Source organism: Kribbella sp. NPDC026596 (genome assembly GCF_040638415.1).
Classification (GTDB): domain Bacteria; phylum Actinomycetota; class Actinomycetes; order Propionibacteriales; family Kribbellaceae; genus Kribbella.
This window is the reverse complement of the sequence record NZ_JBEZYF010000061.1, coordinates 23,654-41,675: the sequence shown is the minus strand read 5'-3', so window position 1 is coordinate 41,675 and position 18,022 is coordinate 23,654. Positions and strand designations below refer to the sequence as shown.

Sequence of the window (18,022 nt, the reverse complement as noted above, 5' to 3'; positions counted from 1 at the left end):
GCGACTACCGAAGCTCGCGCACGACCATCTCGACCAGCGCGTCCACGTCCGCCTCGACCATCGGCTCACCGGTCATGCCCATTCGGTGCAGCAGCGTTCCGACCACGACGTCGATGACGAACAGGACCCGGTTCTCCGGCTCGCCCAGCGCCTCCTGGAACGCGATCCGGTAGGGATCCTGCAACCGCGTCGACAGGACCTCGCGCAGGGCGGGATCGCCGACGGCATCGGTGAACACACCGGCGAACGCCGCGCCGATCCCCGGTTCACCGATCTTCGCCGCAATCCAGCGGACGGCTGCGGCCAGCTTCTCCTTCCGGTCCGCGCCCGCCAGCGGCGCCGGACCGAACGCGTCGATCAGGCACGCGGTGATCAGCTCGCCCTTGGACGGCCACCGACGGTAGATCGTCGTCTTCGCGATCCCGGCCGCGGCGGCGATCCGGTCGACGGTCGCCCGCGCGTACCCGAGCTCGTCCACTGTCCGCAGCGTCGCCGCGAAGACCTCGGCGTCGACGCCGGCACGCGGGCGTCCGGGCGGTCTGGTCGGTGTCGTTGCTCGGGCCATCATCACACCATAGCGAGTTATGCTACTTTTGGTATCGATACTTCTAGTAGCGAAATCAAGAGCCGAGGAGCACGATGGGCACCACGACGACCGGACCGCAGCAACCGCCACTGGGCATCCGGCTGATGCACGCCCTGCGCAAGGAACCGGACTGGCTGGCGATGCCGCCCGAGGCGCTGGCCGCCTTCCGCGAGGCCGAGAACCGCAAGCGCGGCTCCAGACTGGCGCGAGTGATCACCGGGTTCCCGGACCGCGGCGCCACCATGAACTGGCAGGAGTTGGACCTCCCCAATCGTGCTCTCCGCGTCCGCGTCTACCGACCATCAGGCAACGCTGCGGCCAGGCTGCCGCTCGTACTGCATGTGCACGGCGGCGGATTCGTCGGTACGGCGGTGCAGTGCGACTGGGTCAACAGTCATCTCGCCGCTCGACTGCCCGCCGTCGTGGTCTCCGTCGAGCACCGGCTCGTCGACCCGGAGACTCCCCTGTCCGCCGCGATCGACGACGGCTGGGACGCGCTGGACCACGTACTGAACCACGCCGCGGAGTGGGGCATCGACCCGGACCGGACCGCGGTCTTCGGCGAGAGCGCCGGTTCGATGGTCACCGCGCTGGCCGCGATCCGAGCCAGGCACTCCGGGCTCCGCCTGCGTGCGCAGGTGCTGGTCAATCCCTGCGTCGACCTGACCTCGACCGCCTTCGACTACCCGTCGATGACCGAGTACGCCGACAGCCCGACCCTCACCGTCAAGCAGATGGAATTCTTCCGCCGGTTGGCCGTCCCGGACGGATCGGATCCGCGCACAGTGTCACCGCTGTACGCCGATGACCTGAGCGGACTCGCTCCGGCGCTCGTCGTGGTGCCGACGCTGGACCCGGTGGCCGACCATGGACGTACGTACGCCGCCCGGCTCCGCGATGCGGGCACACCGGTCGAGCTGGTCGAACACCCCGGCGCCGGCCACGCCTTCCTCAGCATGCCAGGCGTCGTACCGCAGGCCCGGGAGGCCCGGACGCAGATCGCCGACTTCCTCCAGGAACGGCTCGCGCAGTGACCGGGCGGCGGCGGAAAGCGCTTGCTATCGTGACGAGGTGATCTACGAGCTGAACCATGTCGGTGGCCGCGTCCGAGATCTTGAAGCCAGCCTGGAGTTCTACTCCGGGCTTGGTGCCGAAGTGGTCGATCGGCTGTTCATGCCGAACAGCCGCGTCCATCGGGTGCACATCCAGCTCGGCACCGGCCTGGTCGAGCTCCTGTACCACGAGGATCCCGACCCGGATGCGACATACGGCCTGAACCATGTCGGCTTCATGACCGACGACCTCGACGCGGACTACGCCCGGCTGATCGCGCTGGGGTACGCCGAGCTCTCATCGCCGAAGGTCGCCGGCAGCGGCCAGGGCAGGCTCGCGTTCCTCGCCGACCCCAGCGGCACCCGCATCGAACTCCTGCAGCGCTCGGAGGAGTTCCGCATCCCGCCGATCACGGCCGGCCCTGTCCGCCAGCTCAGCTCCATCGGGCTGGACTCGCCCGATCTCGACGCCGCCGTCGAGTTCTACGGCACCCACTTGGGCATGCCCAGCGACCCTTCGGCGGACTCCCCCACCTTCCGGATCGGCCCCGACGCGGTCAAGCTCTCCAGCTCCTTGCCCCCAGCAACGACCCCGATCAACCATCTCGTCCTCACCACCACCAGTCCGCAGCCGGATACCCACGACCCCGACGGCCTCCGCGTGACCTTCGTCAAGGCTTGATGCGGCCTGTCTCGTAGGCCCACATCGCGATCTCGACGCGGTTCCGGGCGCCGACTTTGCCCATCACGCTGGTCAGGTGCGTCTTCACGGTACTCAGGCTGATGTGGAGGTCCCCCGCGATCTCGGCGTTGGTCCGGCCGGTGGCCGCGGCGATCAGGACCTGCTCCTCGCGGGTGGTGAGCGGGTCGATCGGCTGGACCGGCGTACGCCCGGCGGGTGGGTCGGAGAAGGCGGCCAGCAGGCGGGCCGTGATCCGGGGTGCGATCAGTGCGTCACCGTTGGCGGCAGCGTGGATCGCCTGGACCAGGAGGTCGGGACCGGCATCCTTCAGCAGGAATCCACGGGCGCCCGCCTTCAGCGCGCCGTACACGTACTCGTCGAGGTCGAACGTGGTGATCACCACGATCGCCGGCGCATCCTCCGCCCCCGCGCCGGCGAGCTCGCGGGTCGCCTCGATCCCATCCATGACGGGCATCCTGATGTCGAACAGACACACCTCGGGCCGAAGCCGGCGGGCGAGCTCGACCGCCTCGCGCCCGTCGGCTGCCTGACCGACCACCTCGATTCCGGGCTGCGCCTCGAGGATCATCGCCAGTCCGGTCCGGACGAGATCCTGATCGTCGGCGACGAGAACCCGGATCGTCATCGGCCGGCCGCCGTTCTCGGCAGCACCACGTCGACGGTCCAGCCGCGCTCCGCGCCGGGGCCTGCGGCGAACGAACCGCCGAGCAGCATCGCGCGCTCGGTCATCCCCACCAATCCGTAGCCGAGTGGGTTCCGTGGCACCGACGTGGCTTCCCCGTCGTCACGGATGGTCAGCCGTACGGCGTCGCCGTCCGAGGTCACACTGACATCGATCCGCGTGACCTGGCGGGCATGGCGTACGGCGTTCGTGATCGACTCCTGCGCGATGCGATAGATCGCCGCGCCGACCGCCGGTCCGAACTCCTCGATCTCACCCGACACCTCGACCTCGACCCGCGGGCGGTCCCCGACGCTCCGGGCGAGCCGCTCCAGGTCCGCGACTCCCGGTTGCGGGGCGAGCTCCGCCGCCGAAGCGTCGCGCAGTACACCGACCATGGTCCGCATCTCGGACAGAGTACGGGTGCCCTCTGCCTCGATGACGGCGAGGGCCTCGACCGCGGCCTCCGGGCGGGTGGCGGCGACCGCTCGGCCGGCTTGCGCCCGGATGACGATGGCCGACACGTGATGAGCGACTGTGTCATGCAGCTCACGGGCCAACTGCTCACGCTCGCGGAGCCGCACCTGGTCCAGCTCGCGGATCCGGGCCGTCGACCGGTAGCGGACCGCGGCGGCCAGGGTCGCCGGGAAGAGCAGGAACATGCTGCCGAAGACGGCTTCGACGTAACTGGTGAAGTCGGCGATATTGCCCAGCACCAACGCAACGCCAATGATCACGAGCCCGATGCCGATCTCGCGGCCGGATCCCCAGCGCACCAGGGAGTACGGCAGCAAGACCACGCAGATCATCGTGTACAGGCCGAAGGGTCCGCTGCCGCTGACCAGGACTCCGATGTCGACCACGATCAGCGCACCGAACACGGCGGCCACCACGGCGAGCGGAAACGTACGCCGCCAGAGGAGTGCAAAGGCGACAGCTATCGCCAGCACCACTGCGGCTGGTCTCCACACCAGGTCATCGCGGAGCACGCCTTCGAGGATGCCCGCCGTCAGCAGGCCGGAGACGAGCACCCAGTCGCGCCACACCCGCCGGGGCGGTTGCGGCGCGCGCGGCTCGGCAAGCAGCGACCGTACGGCGTTTCTCACCATGCCCACAGCGTAGGGACTCCGCGCCGCCCGCGGATCGGCTCAAAGTACGGGGCGCGACTCGGCTGATCGGCCGACGAAAGTCCGGCTCTTCGTCCGAGGTGCCAGCCGGTCCGGCGCGGCGACGATGAACGGAACTCTCGCCTGAAGGAGATCAATCATGAGATCAAAGCTGGACCGGATTGGCCGGTACGCCGCTCGCCGGCCGTGGGTGGTGATCGGGGCCTGGCTCGTGGTGGCGGCACTCGTGGTCGCGGCGTCCGGCGCCTTCGGCAAGAAACTCGAGGAGTCGTTCGGAGCACCCGGCGTCGACTCGCAGTCCGCGACTGATCTCCTGTCGGCGGCCGGAGCGGATCAGGCCGGCCTGACAGCGCAGATCGTCGTCACTCCGCTCGACGACGCGGCGACGTTCGCCTCGCCCGAACTGCGAGCTGAGCTGACCCGGGTACGGTCGACGGCGGCCGCGCTGCCGCACGTGCTCGGTGCCGGCGAACCGGTCATCTCGCCGGACGGCCGGGTCGGTCTCATCCGCCTGCAGTACCCGGTGCTCGACGACCTGGATCCGGGCGATCTGGACCAGCTCAAGTCGTTCGGCGCTGAGGCCGCGGCGGGATCCCCGCTGCGGATCGAGCTCGGCGGTGACCTGTTCAACGCGTTCGAGGAGGGCCAGGCCGGCCTCGGTGAGGCGATCGGCCTGATCGCCGCGATGATCGTCCTGCTGGTCGCCTTCGGGTCGATCATCGCGATGGGCGTGCCGATCGCAATCGCGGTGTTCGGGCTCGCGCTGAGTATCAGTTCGCTGTCCCTGGTCACGTATCTGATCGAGCTGCCCAGCTGGGCGCCGGTGCTCGGCAGCATGATCGGCCTCGGGGTGGGCATCGACTACGCGCTGATCATCGTCACCCGGCATCGCGAGTTCCTGGCCCGCGGGCTGAGTGTCGAGGAGTCGGCCGGGCAGGCCGTCGCCACCGCGGGTCAGGCTGTGCTCTTCGCCGGTGGCACGGTGGTGATCGCGATCCTCGGTCTGGTCGTGGCCGGCGTACCGTTCATGACCGCCGGTGGCATTGCGATCTCGATCATCGTGCTCACGATGGTGCTCGCGTCGCTCACCTTGCTGCCGGCCTTCCTGGGACTGGCCGGCCACTGGATCAACCGTCTGCGGGTACGGCGGGTGCGGTCCACACCCGGTTCGGGTTGGCAGCGCTGGGCGGGTCACGTGTCCAGGCATGCCGTCGCGTATGCGATCGGCGCCACTGTCCTGCTGCTGGCACTCGCCGCACCGGTGCTCGCGCTCCGGGTCGGCACTCCCGACGAAGGTGCGCTCCCTGTGCAGCGGACAGAACGCCGGGCCTACGACCTCGTCGCCGCGGGCTTCGGTCCCGGTAGCAACGGTCCGCTGGTGATCGCCGTCGACATCTCGGCGGATCCGAGTGTCGTCCAGCCGCTGGCTGACGCGGTTGCGGCCGATCCGGGCATCGCCTCGGTCGCCCGTCCCGAGGTAAAGCTCGCGGCCGGCATCGCAACGCTGATCGCCGTACCGACGACCGGCCCACAGGACGATGCCACGATGACCACGGTCAAGCGGCTCCGTGCGGAGGTGTTCCCGTCGGTACTGCGGCAGAGTCCGGCGAAGGCGCACGTCGGTGGGCAGACGGCGGTCCTGGCGGATGTCGGGGAGAAGGTCAACGATCGGCTCGCGCTGTTCATCGGCGCGGTGATCCTGCTGTCCGTCCTGTTGCTGACGGTGGTCTTCCGCTCGATCGTCGTACCGCTCAAGGCCGCGCTGATGAACCTCCTGAGCATCGGTGCGTCGTTCGGCGTCCTGGTGATGGTCTTCCAGTGGGGCTGGGGTTCCGGCCTGATCGGGCTGGAGTCGACGATCCCGATCCTGCCGTTCATCCCGATGTTCATGTTCGCCGTGCTGTTCGGTCTCTCGATGGACTACGAGGTCTTCCTGCTGTCGCGGATCCGGGAGACCTACGTCCGGACCGGCGACACCGCCGCCTCGACGATCCACGGCATCGCCACGACCGGCCGGGTCATCACCTCGGCGGCCCTGATCATGATCTCGGTCTTCACGAGCTTCGCGCTCACCGACGATCCGACCGCCAAGATGTTCGGCCTGGGTCTGGCCGTGGCTGTCCTGATCGACGCCACCATCGTCCGCTTGGCCCTGGTGCCGGCGCTGATGACCCTCCTGGGTGCGGCGAACTGGTGGCTCCCGGCTTGGCTCAAGCGTGCCGGTCAGACCGAGAGGACCTTGGGCGCGCCCGGGGTGAGCCAGGTCAGCGCGTCGCGGACGTCGGCTGAGGCTCGGGAGAAGGCCTCCTCGATGGTGTCGCGGCCTTGGGTGAAGTGACTCCAGCCCTCGTAGTGGACGGGGATCACGGTGTGCGGTTCGAGCAGTTCGCAGAGTTCGACGCCATCGGGACCGGACATCGTGTACTTGAGCGGCCCGGTGACGTTGAACTGCACGGCTCCGAGGTGAAGCACCACCGTCCCCACGTCGATCCGGCTGCCGACCTCGCGCACCCCGTCGTACAGGACTGTGTCGCCGGAGATCCACAGGGCACCGTGTTGCTGGCCCGGCCATCGCAACGCGAAACCGGTGACCTCGCCGGTGATCGGGCGACTCAGTGGCGGACCGTGGCGGCAAGGCGTCGCGGTGATCTCCACAGTGGGGAGGCCGGCCTTCTCGAGCGACTGAACCGACCAGGGAGCCAGGCCGACCGCGTCACCACCGAGCCGGCGTGCTCCGGCGACCGTCGTCACGACCGTACGAGCGCTGGACAACAGCGCGCGACCGGCGTCGTCGAGGTTGTCGGCGTGATGGTCGTGGGTGAGGAGTACGGCGTCGATCCGCGGCAGGGCCGAGACCGGAATACTCGGTCCGGCCACCTTGGTCGACGCCGTACCCCAGCCGAACGAGTACCGACGGCCGGGCGGGTCGAAGGTTGGGTCCGTGAGCAGGCACCAACCCTCGACCTCGATCAGCGTCGTCGGACCGCCGATGTGGGTGATCCGGACGTCGGTCACGGCTTGCTGGTCACCGCGTGGGCCAGCGCCCAGTCGAGGACCTCGTCCGCGATCTTCTCCCAGCCTGCCTGCGCGGGCAGCAGGTGTGCGTATCCGTCGTACAGCTTCACCTCGGTGACCGTGTCGGACTTGTAGTGCTTCGCGTTGGAGCGTTGCACGTCCGGCGGCATGATGTGGTCCTCCGAGCCGGAGACGAACAACAGCGGCACCCGGTCGTCGTTGTGGTAGTCGACCCAGGTGTCCTGGTGCCCGGGCTGGAAGTTCGCGAGCACGCTCCCCCACAGGATCCCGCCGTTCGCCGGGATCGCGTACCGCTCGTACAGCGCCTGCGACTCCTCGTCGGTGAAGGTGTTGGTGAACGCGTACTTGAACTCCTCCAGCGACAACGGGATCGCCTTGTGCCGGTTCGCCGGGCTCTTCAGCACCGGGAAGGTCGACTTCACCTGGGACAGCGGTACGACGCGGACACCCTCCGTCGGCGCCGAGTTCATCGCGACGCCGGCCGCGCCGAATCCGTGGTCGAGCAGGATCTGGGTGAACGCGCCACCGGCGGAGTGGCCGATGATGATCGGCGGCGACGGCAGTTCGCGGATCACCGCCTCGAGGTGCGCGATGATCTGCGGCACGGTCAGCTTGAGGATCGGGGTCGGGTCGGCGTTCAGCGACTCGACCTCCACCTCGAACCCCGGGTACCCGGGCGCGAGCACGCGGAAGCCGCGCTGCTCGTAGTGCGTCACCCAGTGTTCCCAGCTTCGCGGTGTCATCCAGAAGCCGTGCACCAGGACAATCGTGTCGGGAGCAGCCATGATCAGAATCCCCTCCGGTCAAGGATCAGGCACCGTGGCGCAAGCCTAGCCAGCCGAATCCGGCCGACATAGGATCTGACTGCACGATCCCGGGCTGCCGGTGCACAGTCCGCCTACCTTGGAGTGGAGGCAGGCGATGGCGGTCATTCTCGACACAGCCGCGCTCCCGCCCCACGATCGCGCCGAGGCGTTCTACACGGCGATGATGTCCGCGAGTGTCCCCGCGCGCGTCGAGCACGAGGACCGGCGCGGTGATGTCCATGCCCGGATGGACTTCTGGCAACTCGGCGTACCGAACCTGTTCCGCAACGAGGGATCCGGCATCCGGCTGGTCCGCACCACCAAACACGTCCGGCTCGCCGCACCCGAGCGGTTGGCGCTCGCCGTCCAGGTGAGCGGGGTCGGCGCGTTCGGCCAGGGCACGCACCAACAACGGGTGCACACCGGTGAACTGATGCTGGTGGACCTGACTTCGCCGTACGAATTCGCGTGGAGCGGTCGCGGTGCATCACTGGCTTTCCAGATCGACTACAGCGATCTGGGCCTGAGTGTCGAGACCGTGCGAGCCGCGGCCACGCGCCTGCCCAGCAGCCCGCTGTACGACCTCGTGCTGACTCACTTGAGCGAGCTGCCGCCGGTCAGTGACGCCCTGCAAGGCACCCGCTCCGCACCGATGCTCGGCGCCGCCACTACCCAGTTGGTACGGGCGCTGCTCGCATCGGCGGCCGATGACGACAAGCACCAGCGCCCGGCGATGACCGACGTACTCTTCACCCGCATCACCTGGTACGTGCGCCAGCACCTCGGCGATCCGCACCTCACGCCGGCTCGGGTCGCGGCGGAGCATTACATCTCACTGAGGTACCTCTACAAGCTCTTTGCCGGCCACGACCTGAGCTTCGAGCAGTGGCTCATCTCCGAGCGACTCGAGGCCGCGCGGCGCCAGCTCGCCTCCCCCGCGAGCCGCCACCACTCCATCGCCACCGTCGCCGCGCACTGGGGCTTCAACGACCCCAGCCACTTCGCCCGCCGCTTCCGCCATGCCTACGGCCTGTCCCCCAGCGACTGGCGTCGGTCACGAGGCGAGTAGACCGCCCTCCGGCGCCGACGTGTGGGCGAGGCGAACGGAGTTCCGCAGCGCGTTGACGACGTACGCCGGCACCCGCAGACCTTGCCGCTGTGCCCACAGCAGCTCCTTCTCGACCCGCCCGATCTGCTCGGCGTAACGAAGGATCCCCTTGTCGCCCTCAGCGGTGATGCCGAGCCGCTGCATCACGACGCCGAACTCTCCGCGTTGCCTCTTGTTGTAGGCGCCGACCACTTCGAAGCTCTGCTTGCGCAGCGTCCTGACCAGCCACTTCTGCCACGGCGCCAACTCGGCCCACAACGCTCGGGCAGCGATCTTGTAGTAAGCGAAGTGACCTGGCTCCTGCCGGCGGATCGGGCCGACGATGGTCAGCGCGATCGCTCGTTCGCCGAGTGCCATAAGCCCTTGATAAAGCTTGTTGTAGGCAAGGATCGCCGACTGCTCCGTCGCCACTCCGGTGAGGTAGTAGAGCATCCGGCTGACATCCTGCACCGCGCTCACTTTCCCGAGGGCACCTAGCAACCGCAGCCGGATGTCGATCGTGGTCAGATCCGGGGTCGCCTGCGGCAGTCCGGCCTGCAACTGCAACTCGTCCAGGATCAGACCGTGGTGCGTCTCCTGCGGAAGCCAGACGTCGGAGTAGAACGTCCGGTCGATCGGCGGCGGATCCGGCAGCAGGAGGTTGAGCTCGATCACGTTGCGTTCGACCTCGAGCTCGACCCTCGACATGTAGTTGAGGACCGGGCCGAACTTCTCGCCGAGCACCTGAGGTCGTGCCATCGAGTAGTCAGCGCTGTCCAGCGGAATCGGCGGATGCTCGTCGGCCATCCGCTCGACATGCTCGGCCAGACGCGCCTCCACCGTCGACGCCCGGCGCAACCCCCGACCAGTACGCCGCCGCAACCACGCACCAAGGCCAGTCACGAGTCGTGTCACCCACCCCTCCAGGTATCTGGTCAGTTCGACCGGTCACCAATCATCCGACCCGAAGTAAGGCCAACCTTACCTGGGATCCCCTCGTCAATGCTTCCGAGTCAACGATGCAGTATCGCGTGCCTGGGTAGCCTTGCGCTTGTGAAAATCGGCTGGGGGCATCTGGGTGACGGTCTGACGCCAATCCGGTGCTCCCCGGCGACTATTCGGATCCCGATGTCATCCGGATAGGCGACGACTACTGGATGATCGACCCTGACGTGAGGTTCAGGCGGTGCGGGGTACGACGGTGTAGCCGCGGTTGCGGATTGCTTCGAAGCTCTCGGCACGGAGTTCGGGGGTCGGGAAGGTCGCGACCACCTGCTTGGTGTCGAGGTCGATGCCCGACACCTGGACTTCGCAGCCAGCGCGCGCCACAACACGCACGCATCCCCGGCAACCTCCCGACGACCGCCAACCCGAGCTCCCCGGTCTAGAAATCATTCCCCCACCCCGCGGTCACAGCGCGTGTCTCTCCCCACCGGCCTAGGGCGGGTGGGGAGAGAGCGATCAGGGGTCCGCGTCGACGAGCTGAAGTGAGATGAGGACGACGCCTAGGTCGCGGACTTTGGTCAGTAGGCCGTGGAGTTCGGACTGGTCTGTGATGGGGCCGCGGAGGGTGGTGGTTCCGTCGGGGTCGTGGGTGAGGGCGAGGCCGCCGAACCAGGTCGACCAGTGGGGGTCGAGGTCGCCCTGGAGGCGGAGTTCGTAGCAGCGGGGGTCGTTCGGCATGGTCAGGACGCATCCACGGTGACGGGTTGGCCGGCCGGCTGCGGGGTGCTGCTGCGGGCGGTGCGCCAGAGGGAGTAGCCGAGGCCGATCATGGCGATGCCGTTCGGGAAGGCCAGCAGGCGGTAGAAGGCGTCCGGCATCACGGCGAGGGCGACCGAGACGACACCACCGACGGCGAGCAGCGCGGTGGCCCAGCGGGCGAGCACCCGCGCACGGTAGAGCGCGATGCCGAACAGGAGGCCGCCGGCGAGATAGGCGAAGCCCTGGACCTGCCAGACGGTTTGCAGTGCACCGAGGTCACCGGTGGCCTTGTGACCAGTGAACAGCGCGATGATGTCGTTCACGTAGCCGGCGTTGGTGTCGGCAATCGCAGGCAGAACGTACGCGGCGATGGCGGTGGTGCTCATGATGGAGAGGTAGCCGACGCTGAGCACCAGGTAGCCGATGAGTCCGAGGACTCCGTTGCGGCGGACCTGGCTCAGGTACATGCCGGTGATGCCGGCCAGTGCCAGCGCGGCCATCAGGACCTTCAGGGAGTTCCGCAGTACGACCTCGGTCGTGGTGATGGAGGCGATGTCCAGGTGCGGGTGGTTGATCTGGACGCCGATGAAGATGAGGCCCGCGGCGACCGCGGCACCGCCGGCGGCCCGGGTGAGGGTGGTGGGTGTGATGGTCATGTCCGGCTCCTGGTCCTGGTGGTCCGCGGCCGGTGCCGCGGGATATTCGGAACGTACGGCGCCGTGTGGTGACCCGGCGTCACCACATGGTGTGACTGACGATGTGATCGCTAGAGCAGGCCGAGTTCGTGGCCGCGGCGCACGGCGGCGGCGCGGGTGTTCACGTCGAGCTTGGTGAAGATGCGCTTGCTGTGGGTGCGCAGCGTGTTCAGGGAGACGAAGAGCTGACGGGCGATCTCAGGACCGGTGAGCTCGCTGTCGAGCAGTCGCAGTACGTCGAGCTCCCGCTCGCTGAGCGGATCGGCCAGAGCTCCGCGGCCGGACGGAGCGGCACCTTTGAGGAGTCGACGAGCGTGCCGGCGCAGTACGTCGTACTCGCTGTCCGAGGCCTCGTGCAACAGGGCCAGCATCGGAGCGCCTTCGTCGAGGAACAGACGGGCGTAGCCATCGGGTTCTGGTGCTTGGGACAGAGCGTCGTTCAACTCAGCGAGGGCCTCCGACCGGTGTCCGAGCGCGTGATGGGCGAGTGCTCGGAGCATGCCGATCTCCAGCAGACTGCCGGCCCGGGTCCGGTCAGCGGCGGCCTGGAGCCGATCCAATAGCGCCAGCACCTCGGCTGCGCTCTGGTGACCGGCGAGCCGGAGCCGCACGAGGGTGAGGTGCTCGTACTCGCGCAGGAACGAAACGTCATCGGTGATCGCGTGGTCATCCGCCCACTCCTGCGCCGCGATGAGGTCTCCCGCCGCGATGTCCACGCGAGCTCGCAGTGCGCCGATCGGGCGGACGTCGGGATAGGAGCCGGGCCGGTACAGCGCCGCCGCCTGGTCAAGCAGTTGCCTGGCCGAGGCGTAGTCGCCGGTCGCAGTGCGAACCTGCGCCATGGCGACGTACCAGCGGTGCCGGTTCTCGGTGATCGAGCCACGCTCGCCGAGCACCTGCGCGGTCTCGAGATGTGCCTCCGCACCGACGAGGTCATCCAATTCACGGTCGCGCTCGGCAAGTCCCACATGCAGGTCGGCGGTCGCCCGCGGGTACGGCTCGCCTGCCCCGGTCGCCGTCGCCAGTCCCTGCTCGTACAACCGGCGCGCCCGGCCCGGACGCCCCGCGCTGAGCCACATGTCGCCGAGCACCACTGTGCTGTCCAGCTCGTCGACCAGGTTCCCCGCCGCATGCAGGCTGCGAACCGCGTCCGAGAACGTGGACAACGCCTCCTGGACGTCACCGGCCGCCCAGGCGGCCAGGCCGAGAAACCCTGCCGCTGCGCCCCGCACGAAGTGATCGTCGGCTCCGGCGAGATCCAGCGCGCGCCGAGCGTGGAGCACGGTCGCCAGTACGTCGCCTCTCGCTTGCGCCAGCGCCGCACGGTAGACCCACAAGGTCGCCGGTGCGGTCCGCAGATCCTCGGTGTCGGCCCACCTCGCCGCGAGCGTCGGGTCCTGAGCGCCGGCAGCCAGCGCCGCCTCCGCATCATCGAGCCGGCGCTCCATCCCGTCCAGATCACCAGCCATCATGCGGGACCAACCCGACATGATGCTGAGGACCGGGCTCCGCTTCACCACGTCGTCCGGCAGTGACCGCGACCAGCTCAGCAGGAGGTTGTCCTGCCGAGCACGCCGCATCTCGGGCAACGCCTCTTCCACGAGGTAGGCGGCGCGGTCGTGGTCACCCGCGGCAAGCGCGTGTCGTACGGCGTCCGCGACGAGCTGATGTGATGCGTACCAGGCACTCGCCGCCCGATGCAGTGCCGGGAGCTGCTCCGGGTGCTCGGCCATCAGACGAGCACGCAGGACATCGCCGAACAGGTGGTGGTACCGGTACCAGGACCGCTCGGCGTCCAGCGGGACCAGGAACACGTTGCCGCGATCCAGGTCCGCCAGCATCTGAGCGCCGTACGACCCACCAGTGACCGCGTCGCACAAGGGACCGGTCAAGCGGTCGAGGATCGAGGTCCGGAGCAGGAAGTCCCGCACCTCCGAGCCTTGCCGGGTCAGGACCTCGTCCACCAGGTAGTCGATGACGAAGCGGTTGCTGCCGGTGAAGGCCTCGACGAACTCGGCAACGTCGGAGACTCCTCGCAGCGAGAGCGCAGCGAGTTGGAGGCCCGCGATCCAGCCCTCGGTCCGTCCCTCCAGCGCCTGTACGTCGGCCTCGGCCAGGTGCAGGCCCATCGCCTCATTGAGGAACTCCCGCGCCTCCGCCGGTGCGAAGCGCAGGTCCGTGGCCCGTACCTCCGTCAGTTGCCCTCGGCTCCGCAGCCGCGACAGCGGAAGCGGCGGGTCCGAGCGCGTGGCGATCAGCAGGTGAAACTGATCCGGCCCGTGGTCGAGGAGGAAGGTCATCGCCTGATGCACCTCGGGCGACTCGATCACGTGGTAGTCGTCGAGCACGAGCAGCCGACTGGTGTCGGGCCCGGCGCGCACGAGTTCGTTGACGACCGTGGTCAGTGCGGCGGCGCTGGGCTCCAACGCCGTCGGGTCCAGGTCCAGACCGGTGCCGGCCAGCGCTGCCCACAGGTGGGCCAGGAATCGCGACAGGTCGTTGTCGCCTTCATCGAGAGACAACCACCCCACCCGCTCCTGGCCCGCCGCCCAGTCGCTGAGGAGCGTGGTCTTGCCGAAGCCGGCCGGCGCGGAGACAAGTGTGAGCCGGTGCTCGCGGTTCAGAGTGGCATCCAACCGGCCGGCCAGCCGTGGCCGCGCAACCAGCTCGGTCCGCCGGGCCGGCGGGAACAGCTTGGTGGCGAGCACTGCAGTCGACACGTGCGGATCATAAAGCCCAGCGACCGCGAAAGGCGCCCGCTCGCACCCGTGCCGCCCCCTGGTCAGCGGCCGCCAGGGTGCTGGATCCAGCGGGCGGCTGCTTCGTAGGTGTCTGAGGGGGTGGTGTTGAAGGCGATGGCGGCGTTGGGGGCGTGGTGGCGGATGAGGTTGATGATTTGTTCGAAGAGGTTCAGTTGGTCTTCGGCTCGGCGGATGCCGCCGCCGACCACGACGCATTCCCAGGTGTGAGCTGCGACGGCGGCGGCGATGACTGCCGGGATGTCGTCGCTGCCGTCGAGGCCGACCAGGCACATCTCGACACCGAGGCCGTGCTCGGCGAAGTTGGCGCGTCCCACCTCGATGGCGTCGGCCACCGGCTGGGGGTCCCACGGGCCTGGAACCCGGAACGGATCGAGGCCGATCACCAGGACTCGGGGTGCGGGCGCCGTCATGTCCATGGGTGGACCCTACGACGGCATCCTCGGGTGAGACATGATGTGTGCGTGGTGGGCCTCTCCGACATTGCCGCGCTCGCTCGTGAGCGGCTCGGGTACGACGCGTTGCGCCCAGGGCAGGCCGAGTCCGTCCAGGCGGTGCTCGACGGGCAGGACACGCTCGCCGTCCTCGCCACCGGGACCGGCAAGACCGCGATCTACCAGCTCGCCGGACTGGCGTTGGGTGGCGTCACCATCGTGGTCAGTCCGCTGGTAGCGCTGCAGCGGGACCAACTGCGGGCCTTGTCCGAACACCCCGCCGGCGTCGAAGTCGCCGAGTTGAACGCAAGCGATCACGCCGGTCGACGGATTGCCCATGACATGTTGGCGAACAACCGGCCCGGTTTCGTGCTCATGTCACCCGAGCAGCTCACGCATTCCGACGTACTCGATCTGCTCGCGGCGTCCCGCCCGCGACTAGTGGCCGTGGACGAGGCCCACCTGGTGAGCGAGTGGGGACAGGACTTCCGGCCCGACTACCTGCGGCTCGCCGCCGCCATCGGCGCGATGGGTCGGCCACCGATCCTCGCCCTGACCGCCACCGCCGCGCCACCGGTGCGCAAGGAGATCGTTCACCGGTTGGAGATGCGCAGCCCGGCCGTGGTCGTCGGCGGCTTCGATCGGCCGAACCTCAACCTCGCCGTGTTCACCTTCGCCGACGACGAGACCAAGAACCGCCGGCTGCTCAGCCATGTCCGGTCCTCCCGCGGCCCGGGCATCGTGTACGTCGGTACCCATCGGCACGCCGAGGACCTGGCATCAGACCTCGAGATCGCCGGCGTGTCCGCACAGGCGTACCACGCCGGTCTGTCGGCCAAGCAACGCCGCGAGGTCCAGGACGGTTTCCTCGCCGACCGGTACCGGGTCGTCGTCGCCACCATCGCCTTCGGGATGGGCATCGACAAACCGGACATCCGCTGGGTCAGTCACGCCGAGGCACCGGGCTCGATCGACGCGTACTACCAGGAGCTCGGCCGCGCCGGCCGCGACGGTGAACCGGCCGACATCGAGCTGTTCTTCCGTCATGCCAACCTCGGACTCAACCGGTTCTTCGCCTCAGGCGGGGTGACCGACGAGGATCTCCTCGCGGTCGCCACCGCACTCCACGACCACCGTCCGGCGGACATCGCCGAACTGACCGCGGCGAGCGGCCTCAGTGCGGCCCGCGTCGAACGAGCGCTGGGCCGGCTGACCGACGCCCGAGTGGTTGCCATCGGCCACCGTTTCCACCTGGCCCCCAGAGTCGGCGTCGACCGGGCGGTCGCCGCAGCCTCGGCCGTCGAGCACGATCGTCGCGAGATCGCCCGCTCCCGGGTCGAGATGATGGCCCTGTACGCCGAGTACGGCGGCTGCCGCCGCGAGTGGCTGCTCAGCTACTTCGGCGAGCAGTACTACGGCCCGTGCGGCAACTGCGACAACGATCTGGCCGGCCGAACGGCGGCACCACCCGAAGAGGAGCCCTTCCCGGTCGGCAGCCGGGTCACCCACCACACCTTCGGCCCCGGCCTGGTCGAACACTATGACGGCACCACGATGACCGTCCTCTTCGACCGCGTCGGCTACAAGGAACTCCGCACCGCGCTCATGACCCACAACCACCTGCTCGAAGCCGAGAAGCTCTAGACGATGAACCGGTCGCCGAGCCGGACGAGTCTCAGCCAACGGGTCCCGTACGGCTCGAGGTCCAGCTCGATCAAACCGTTCTCCGCGACGTTCGTCGTACCGTCGCGCAACAGGTCGACCGCGCGTACACCGACTCCCGAGCCGGCCACCGCAAGTGTCACGCTCGCGGGCTCGTCGGCGAAGTTGTGTACGGCGATCATCGTGCCGTTCTCGTGGTCGGCGCGATGCGCGAACACGGACTTCGCCCCGTGCTCGAGAACGGTGTACGTGCCCCACGAGAGTTCAGGACACTCGCGATAGCGCCGGATCAGCAGCCTCATCCAGTTCAGCAGCGAATCCGGATCGCGCCGTTGAGCCGCGACGTTGACGTGGTCCGGACCGAACTCTCCTTCGACGACCGGGGTGGCCAACTGATCGGGGTCGGCGGTCGAGAAGCCGCCGTTCACATCGGCCGTCCACTGCATCGGCGTACGGACGGCGTACCGTCCTTCGACGGCCAGGTTCTCCCCCATGCCGATCTCCTCGCCGTAGAAGAGCACCGGCGTACCCGGGAGCGAGAACAGCAGGCTGTAGACCATCTTCAGCCGAGCCGGATCGTTGCCCAGCATCGGCGGCAACCGGCGCCGCAACCCGCGTCCGTAGAGCTGCATGCTCTCCTCCGGCCCGAACGCGTCGAAGACCTCCTGGCGCTCGTCGTCGGACAGCTTGTCCAGGGTCAGCTCGTCGTGGTTGCGGACGAACGTACCCCACTGCGCCTCCTCCGGCGGGTCCGGCCGCTGACGCAACGCGTTGACGAGCTCGGTCGGGTCATGACGCGCCAGCGACAGGTAGAACCGCTGCATCCCGATGAAGTCGAAACACATCGTCAGCTCGTCGCCGTCCTCGTCGCCGAAGAAGCGCCGAGTGTCTGGGTAGGACAGGTTGACCTCGCCGAGCAGCATCGCCGACCCCTGCCGCCGATCCAGGAACGCGCGGAGATCACGCAGATAGTCGTGCGGGTCCGGCAACTCGGCCGCGTCGAGGGCTCCGGCGGTGTCCAGCAGGAACGGTACGGCGTCCACCCGGAAACCGGACAACCCCAGCCGGGACCAGAACCCGATCACCCGCTCGATCTCCTCACGCACCTCGGTGTTCGCGATGTCGAGATCGGGCTGATGCTTGTAGAACCGGTGCAGGTAGTACTGCCCCGCCTCCTCGTCGTACTGCCACAAGCTCGTCTCCTGATCGGGGAAGACGATGCCCTTGTCCGCGTCCGCCGGTTTCTCGTCCCGCCACACGTACCAGCCCCGGTACTGCGACTCCCGCGAAGCCCGCGCACTCTGGAACCACGGGTGCTGATCGGAGGTGTGGTTCACCACCAGATCGGCGATCACCCGGATGCCACGGTCCTGGGCGAGCGTGATCAGCTCGACCAGGTCACCGTGCGTCCCCAGCCGCGGATCGACCCCGTAGAAGTCGGTGATGTCGTAGCCGTCGTCCCGGTCCGGCGTCGGATAGAACGGCATCAGCCACAGACACGTCACCCCCAGCTCAGCCAGATGATCGATCCGCTGGCTCACACCACGCAGGTCACCACGCCCGTCACCGTCGGTGTCGAAGAACGTCTCGACATCGAGGCAATAGATCACCGCGTTCTTCCACCAGACATCCGCAGTCTCAGTCAGCCGCATGCCTCCCCGTGCCCCGGCCACGTGCTGTCTACACCCGCGTGACCCGGGTACCGGGGTT

At 68.3% G+C, this 18,022-nt stretch carries 17 protein-coding genes; 5 read left to right on the top strand and 12 right to left on the bottom strand.

Going from position 1 to position 18,022, the window contains the following annotated elements; genetic code table 11:
• Nucleotides 1–4 precede the first annotated feature (4 nt).
• Nucleotides 5–565 (bottom strand): TetR/AcrR family transcriptional regulator, encoded by a 561-nt coding sequence (locus tag AB0E63_RS35710; RefSeq protein WP_360375983.1) that lies wholly within the window; start codon nucleotides 563–565, stop codon nucleotides 5–7.
• Nucleotides 566–639: 74 nt separating this feature from the next.
• Here AB0E63_RS35710 and AB0E63_RS35705 point away from each other — a divergent pair, with 74 nt between their 5' ends.
• Both AB0E63_RS35705 and AB0E63_RS35700 read left to right on the top strand, forming a co-directional pair.
• Entirely contained in the window at nucleotides 640–1,620 is a 981-nt protein-coding gene (locus AB0E63_RS35705) for an alpha/beta hydrolase (RefSeq protein ID WP_360375981.1), read from the top strand.
• 37 nt (nucleotides 1,621–1,657) lie between these two features.
• Nucleotides 1,658–2,320: a VOC family protein gene (locus AB0E63_RS35700; RefSeq protein ID WP_360375978.1), complete on the top strand. Its 663-nt coding sequence runs from the start codon at nucleotides 1,658–1,660 to the stop codon at nucleotides 2,318–2,320.
• Here the strand turns inward: AB0E63_RS35700 and AB0E63_RS35695 are convergent.
• Together AB0E63_RS35695 and AB0E63_RS35690 are read right to left on the bottom strand one after the other, a co-directional pair.
• Nucleotides 2,310–2,966 (bottom strand): response regulator transcription factor, encoded by a 657-nt coding sequence (locus AB0E63_RS35695; protein WP_360375976.1) that lies wholly within the window; start codon nucleotides 2,964–2,966, stop codon nucleotides 2,310–2,312. The two genes, AB0E63_RS35700 and AB0E63_RS35695, sit on opposite strands and share 11 nt — an antisense overlap.
• Nucleotides 2,963–4,111, bottom strand: coding sequence for a histidine kinase (locus AB0E63_RS35690; protein WP_360375973.1), 1,149 nt, complete (start codon nucleotides 4,109–4,111; stop codon nucleotides 2,963–2,965). The genes AB0E63_RS35695 and AB0E63_RS35690 overlap by 4 nt, the downstream gene beginning before the upstream one ends.
• Before the next feature lie 157 nt (nucleotides 4,112–4,268).
• Here AB0E63_RS35690 and AB0E63_RS35685 point away from each other — a divergent pair, with 157 nt between their 5' ends.
• Nucleotides 4,269–6,467: an MMPL family transporter gene (locus AB0E63_RS35685; RefSeq protein ID WP_360375970.1), complete on the top strand. Its 2,199-nt coding sequence runs from the start codon at nucleotides 4,269–4,271 to the stop codon at nucleotides 6,465–6,467.
• Here the strand turns inward: AB0E63_RS35685 and AB0E63_RS35680 are convergent.
• The gene (locus AB0E63_RS35680; RefSeq protein WP_360375967.1) at nucleotides 6,353–7,144 is read right to left on the bottom strand and encodes an MBL fold metallo-hydrolase; all 792 of its coding nucleotides are present in this window, start codon (nucleotides 7,142–7,144) and stop codon (nucleotides 6,353–6,355) included. The genes AB0E63_RS35685 and AB0E63_RS35680 overlap by 115 nt on opposite strands.
• Entirely contained in the window at nucleotides 7,141–7,950 is an 810-nt protein-coding gene (locus AB0E63_RS35675) for an alpha/beta hydrolase (protein ID WP_360375964.1), read from the bottom strand. The genes AB0E63_RS35680 and AB0E63_RS35675 overlap by 4 nt, the downstream gene beginning before the upstream one ends.
• Before the next feature lie 136 nt (nucleotides 7,951–8,086).
• Here AB0E63_RS35675 and AB0E63_RS35670 point away from each other — a divergent pair, with 136 nt between their 5' ends.
• Nucleotides 8,087–9,040: a helix-turn-helix domain-containing protein gene (locus tag AB0E63_RS35670; protein WP_360375962.1), complete on the top strand. Its 954-nt coding sequence runs from the start codon at nucleotides 8,087–8,089 to the stop codon at nucleotides 9,038–9,040.
• On the opposite strand, the gene AB0E63_RS35665 is transcribed toward AB0E63_RS35670, so the two are convergent.
• The 6 genes from AB0E63_RS35665 to AB0E63_RS35640 all read right to left on the bottom strand — a co-directional run bounded on the left by AB0E63_RS35665 (nucleotide 9,026) and on the right by AB0E63_RS35640 (nucleotide 14,635).
• Entirely contained in the window at nucleotides 9,026–9,973 is a 948-nt protein-coding gene (locus tag AB0E63_RS35665; protein WP_360375959.1) for a GTP-binding protein LepA, read from the bottom strand. The two genes, AB0E63_RS35670 and AB0E63_RS35665, sit on opposite strands and share 15 nt — an antisense overlap.
• A 264-nt stretch (nucleotides 9,974–10,237) precedes the next feature.
• Complete coding sequence (locus tag AB0E63_RS35660) at nucleotides 10,238–10,396, bottom strand: hypothetical protein (RefSeq protein ID WP_360375956.1); 159 nt, start codon at nucleotides 10,394–10,396, stop codon at nucleotides 10,238–10,240.
• Between the two features lie 123 nt (nucleotides 10,397–10,519).
• The gene (locus AB0E63_RS35655; protein WP_360375953.1) at nucleotides 10,520–10,741 is read right to left on the bottom strand and encodes a hypothetical protein; all 222 of its coding nucleotides are present in this window, start codon (nucleotides 10,739–10,741) and stop codon (nucleotides 10,520–10,522) included.
• 2 nt (nucleotides 10,742–10,743) lie between these two features.
• Nucleotides 10,744–11,418, bottom strand: coding sequence for a hypothetical protein (locus AB0E63_RS35650; protein ID WP_360375951.1), 675 nt, complete (start codon nucleotides 11,416–11,418; stop codon nucleotides 10,744–10,746).
• A gap of 110 nt (nucleotides 11,419–11,528) precedes the next feature.
• Nucleotides 11,529–14,177, bottom strand: a complete 2,649-nt coding sequence (locus AB0E63_RS35645; RefSeq protein ID WP_360375948.1) for a LuxR C-terminal-related transcriptional regulator — start codon at nucleotides 14,175–14,177, stop codon at nucleotides 11,529–11,531.
• A 62-nt stretch (nucleotides 14,178–14,239) separates the two neighbouring features.
• Entirely contained in the window at nucleotides 14,240–14,635 is a 396-nt protein-coding gene (locus tag AB0E63_RS35640) for a hypothetical protein (RefSeq protein ID WP_360375945.1), read from the bottom strand.
• Nucleotides 14,636–14,680: 45 nt separating this feature from the next.
• Between AB0E63_RS35640 and AB0E63_RS35635 the strand changes: the two genes are divergently transcribed.
• Nucleotides 14,681–16,294 (top strand): RecQ family ATP-dependent DNA helicase, encoded by a 1,614-nt coding sequence (locus AB0E63_RS35635; protein ID WP_360375943.1) that lies wholly within the window; start codon nucleotides 14,681–14,683, stop codon nucleotides 16,292–16,294.
• Here the strand turns inward: AB0E63_RS35635 and AB0E63_RS35630 are convergent.
• A complete protein-coding gene (locus AB0E63_RS35630) occupies nucleotides 16,291–17,964 on the bottom strand; it encodes an alpha-amylase family protein (RefSeq protein WP_360375940.1) in 1,674 nt (557 codons plus the stop codon). The two genes, AB0E63_RS35635 and AB0E63_RS35630, sit on opposite strands and share 4 nt — an antisense overlap.
• Nucleotides 17,965–18,022: the final 58 nt, after the last annotated feature.

Excerpts from the sequence above, each read along its gene's own strand:
- AB0E63_RS35710 (WP_360375983.1), bottom strand. The coding sequence starts at position 565 with ATGGCCCGAGCAACGACACCGACCAGACCGCCCGGACGCCCGCGTGCC.
- AB0E63_RS35705 (WP_360375981.1), top strand. The coding sequence starts at position 640 with ATGGGCACCACGACGACCGGACCGCAGCAACCGCCACTGGGCATCCGG.
- AB0E63_RS35695 (WP_360375976.1), bottom strand. The coding sequence starts at position 2,966 with ATGACGATCCGGGTTCTCGTCGCCGACGATCAGGATCTCGTCCGGACC.
- AB0E63_RS35690 (WP_360375973.1), bottom strand. The coding sequence starts at position 4,111 with ATGGTGAGAAACGCCGTACGGTCGCTGCTTGCCGAGCCGCGCGCGCCG.
- AB0E63_RS35685 (WP_360375970.1), top strand. The coding sequence starts at position 4,269 with ATGAGATCAAAGCTGGACCGGATTGGCCGGTACGCCGCTCGCCGGCCG.
- AB0E63_RS35675 (WP_360375964.1), bottom strand. The coding sequence starts at position 7,950 with ATGGCTGCTCCCGACACGATTGTCCTGGTGCACGGCTTCTGGATGACA.
- AB0E63_RS35670 (WP_360375962.1), top strand. The coding sequence starts at position 8,087 with ATGGCGGTCATTCTCGACACAGCCGCGCTCCCGCCCCACGATCGCGCC.
- AB0E63_RS35655 (WP_360375953.1), bottom strand. The coding sequence starts at position 10,741 with ATGCCGAACGACCCCCGCTGCTACGAACTCCGCCTCCAGGGCGACCTC.
- AB0E63_RS35650 (WP_360375951.1), bottom strand. The coding sequence starts at position 11,418 with ATGACCATCACACCCACCACCCTCACCCGGGCCGCCGGCGGTGCCGCG.
- AB0E63_RS35640 (WP_360375945.1), bottom strand. The coding sequence starts at position 14,635 with ATGGACATGACGGCGCCCGCACCCCGAGTCCTGGTGATCGGCCTCGAT.
- AB0E63_RS35630 (WP_360375940.1), bottom strand. The coding sequence starts at position 17,964 with ATGCGGCTGACTGAGACTGCGGATGTCTGGTGGAAGAACGCGGTGATC.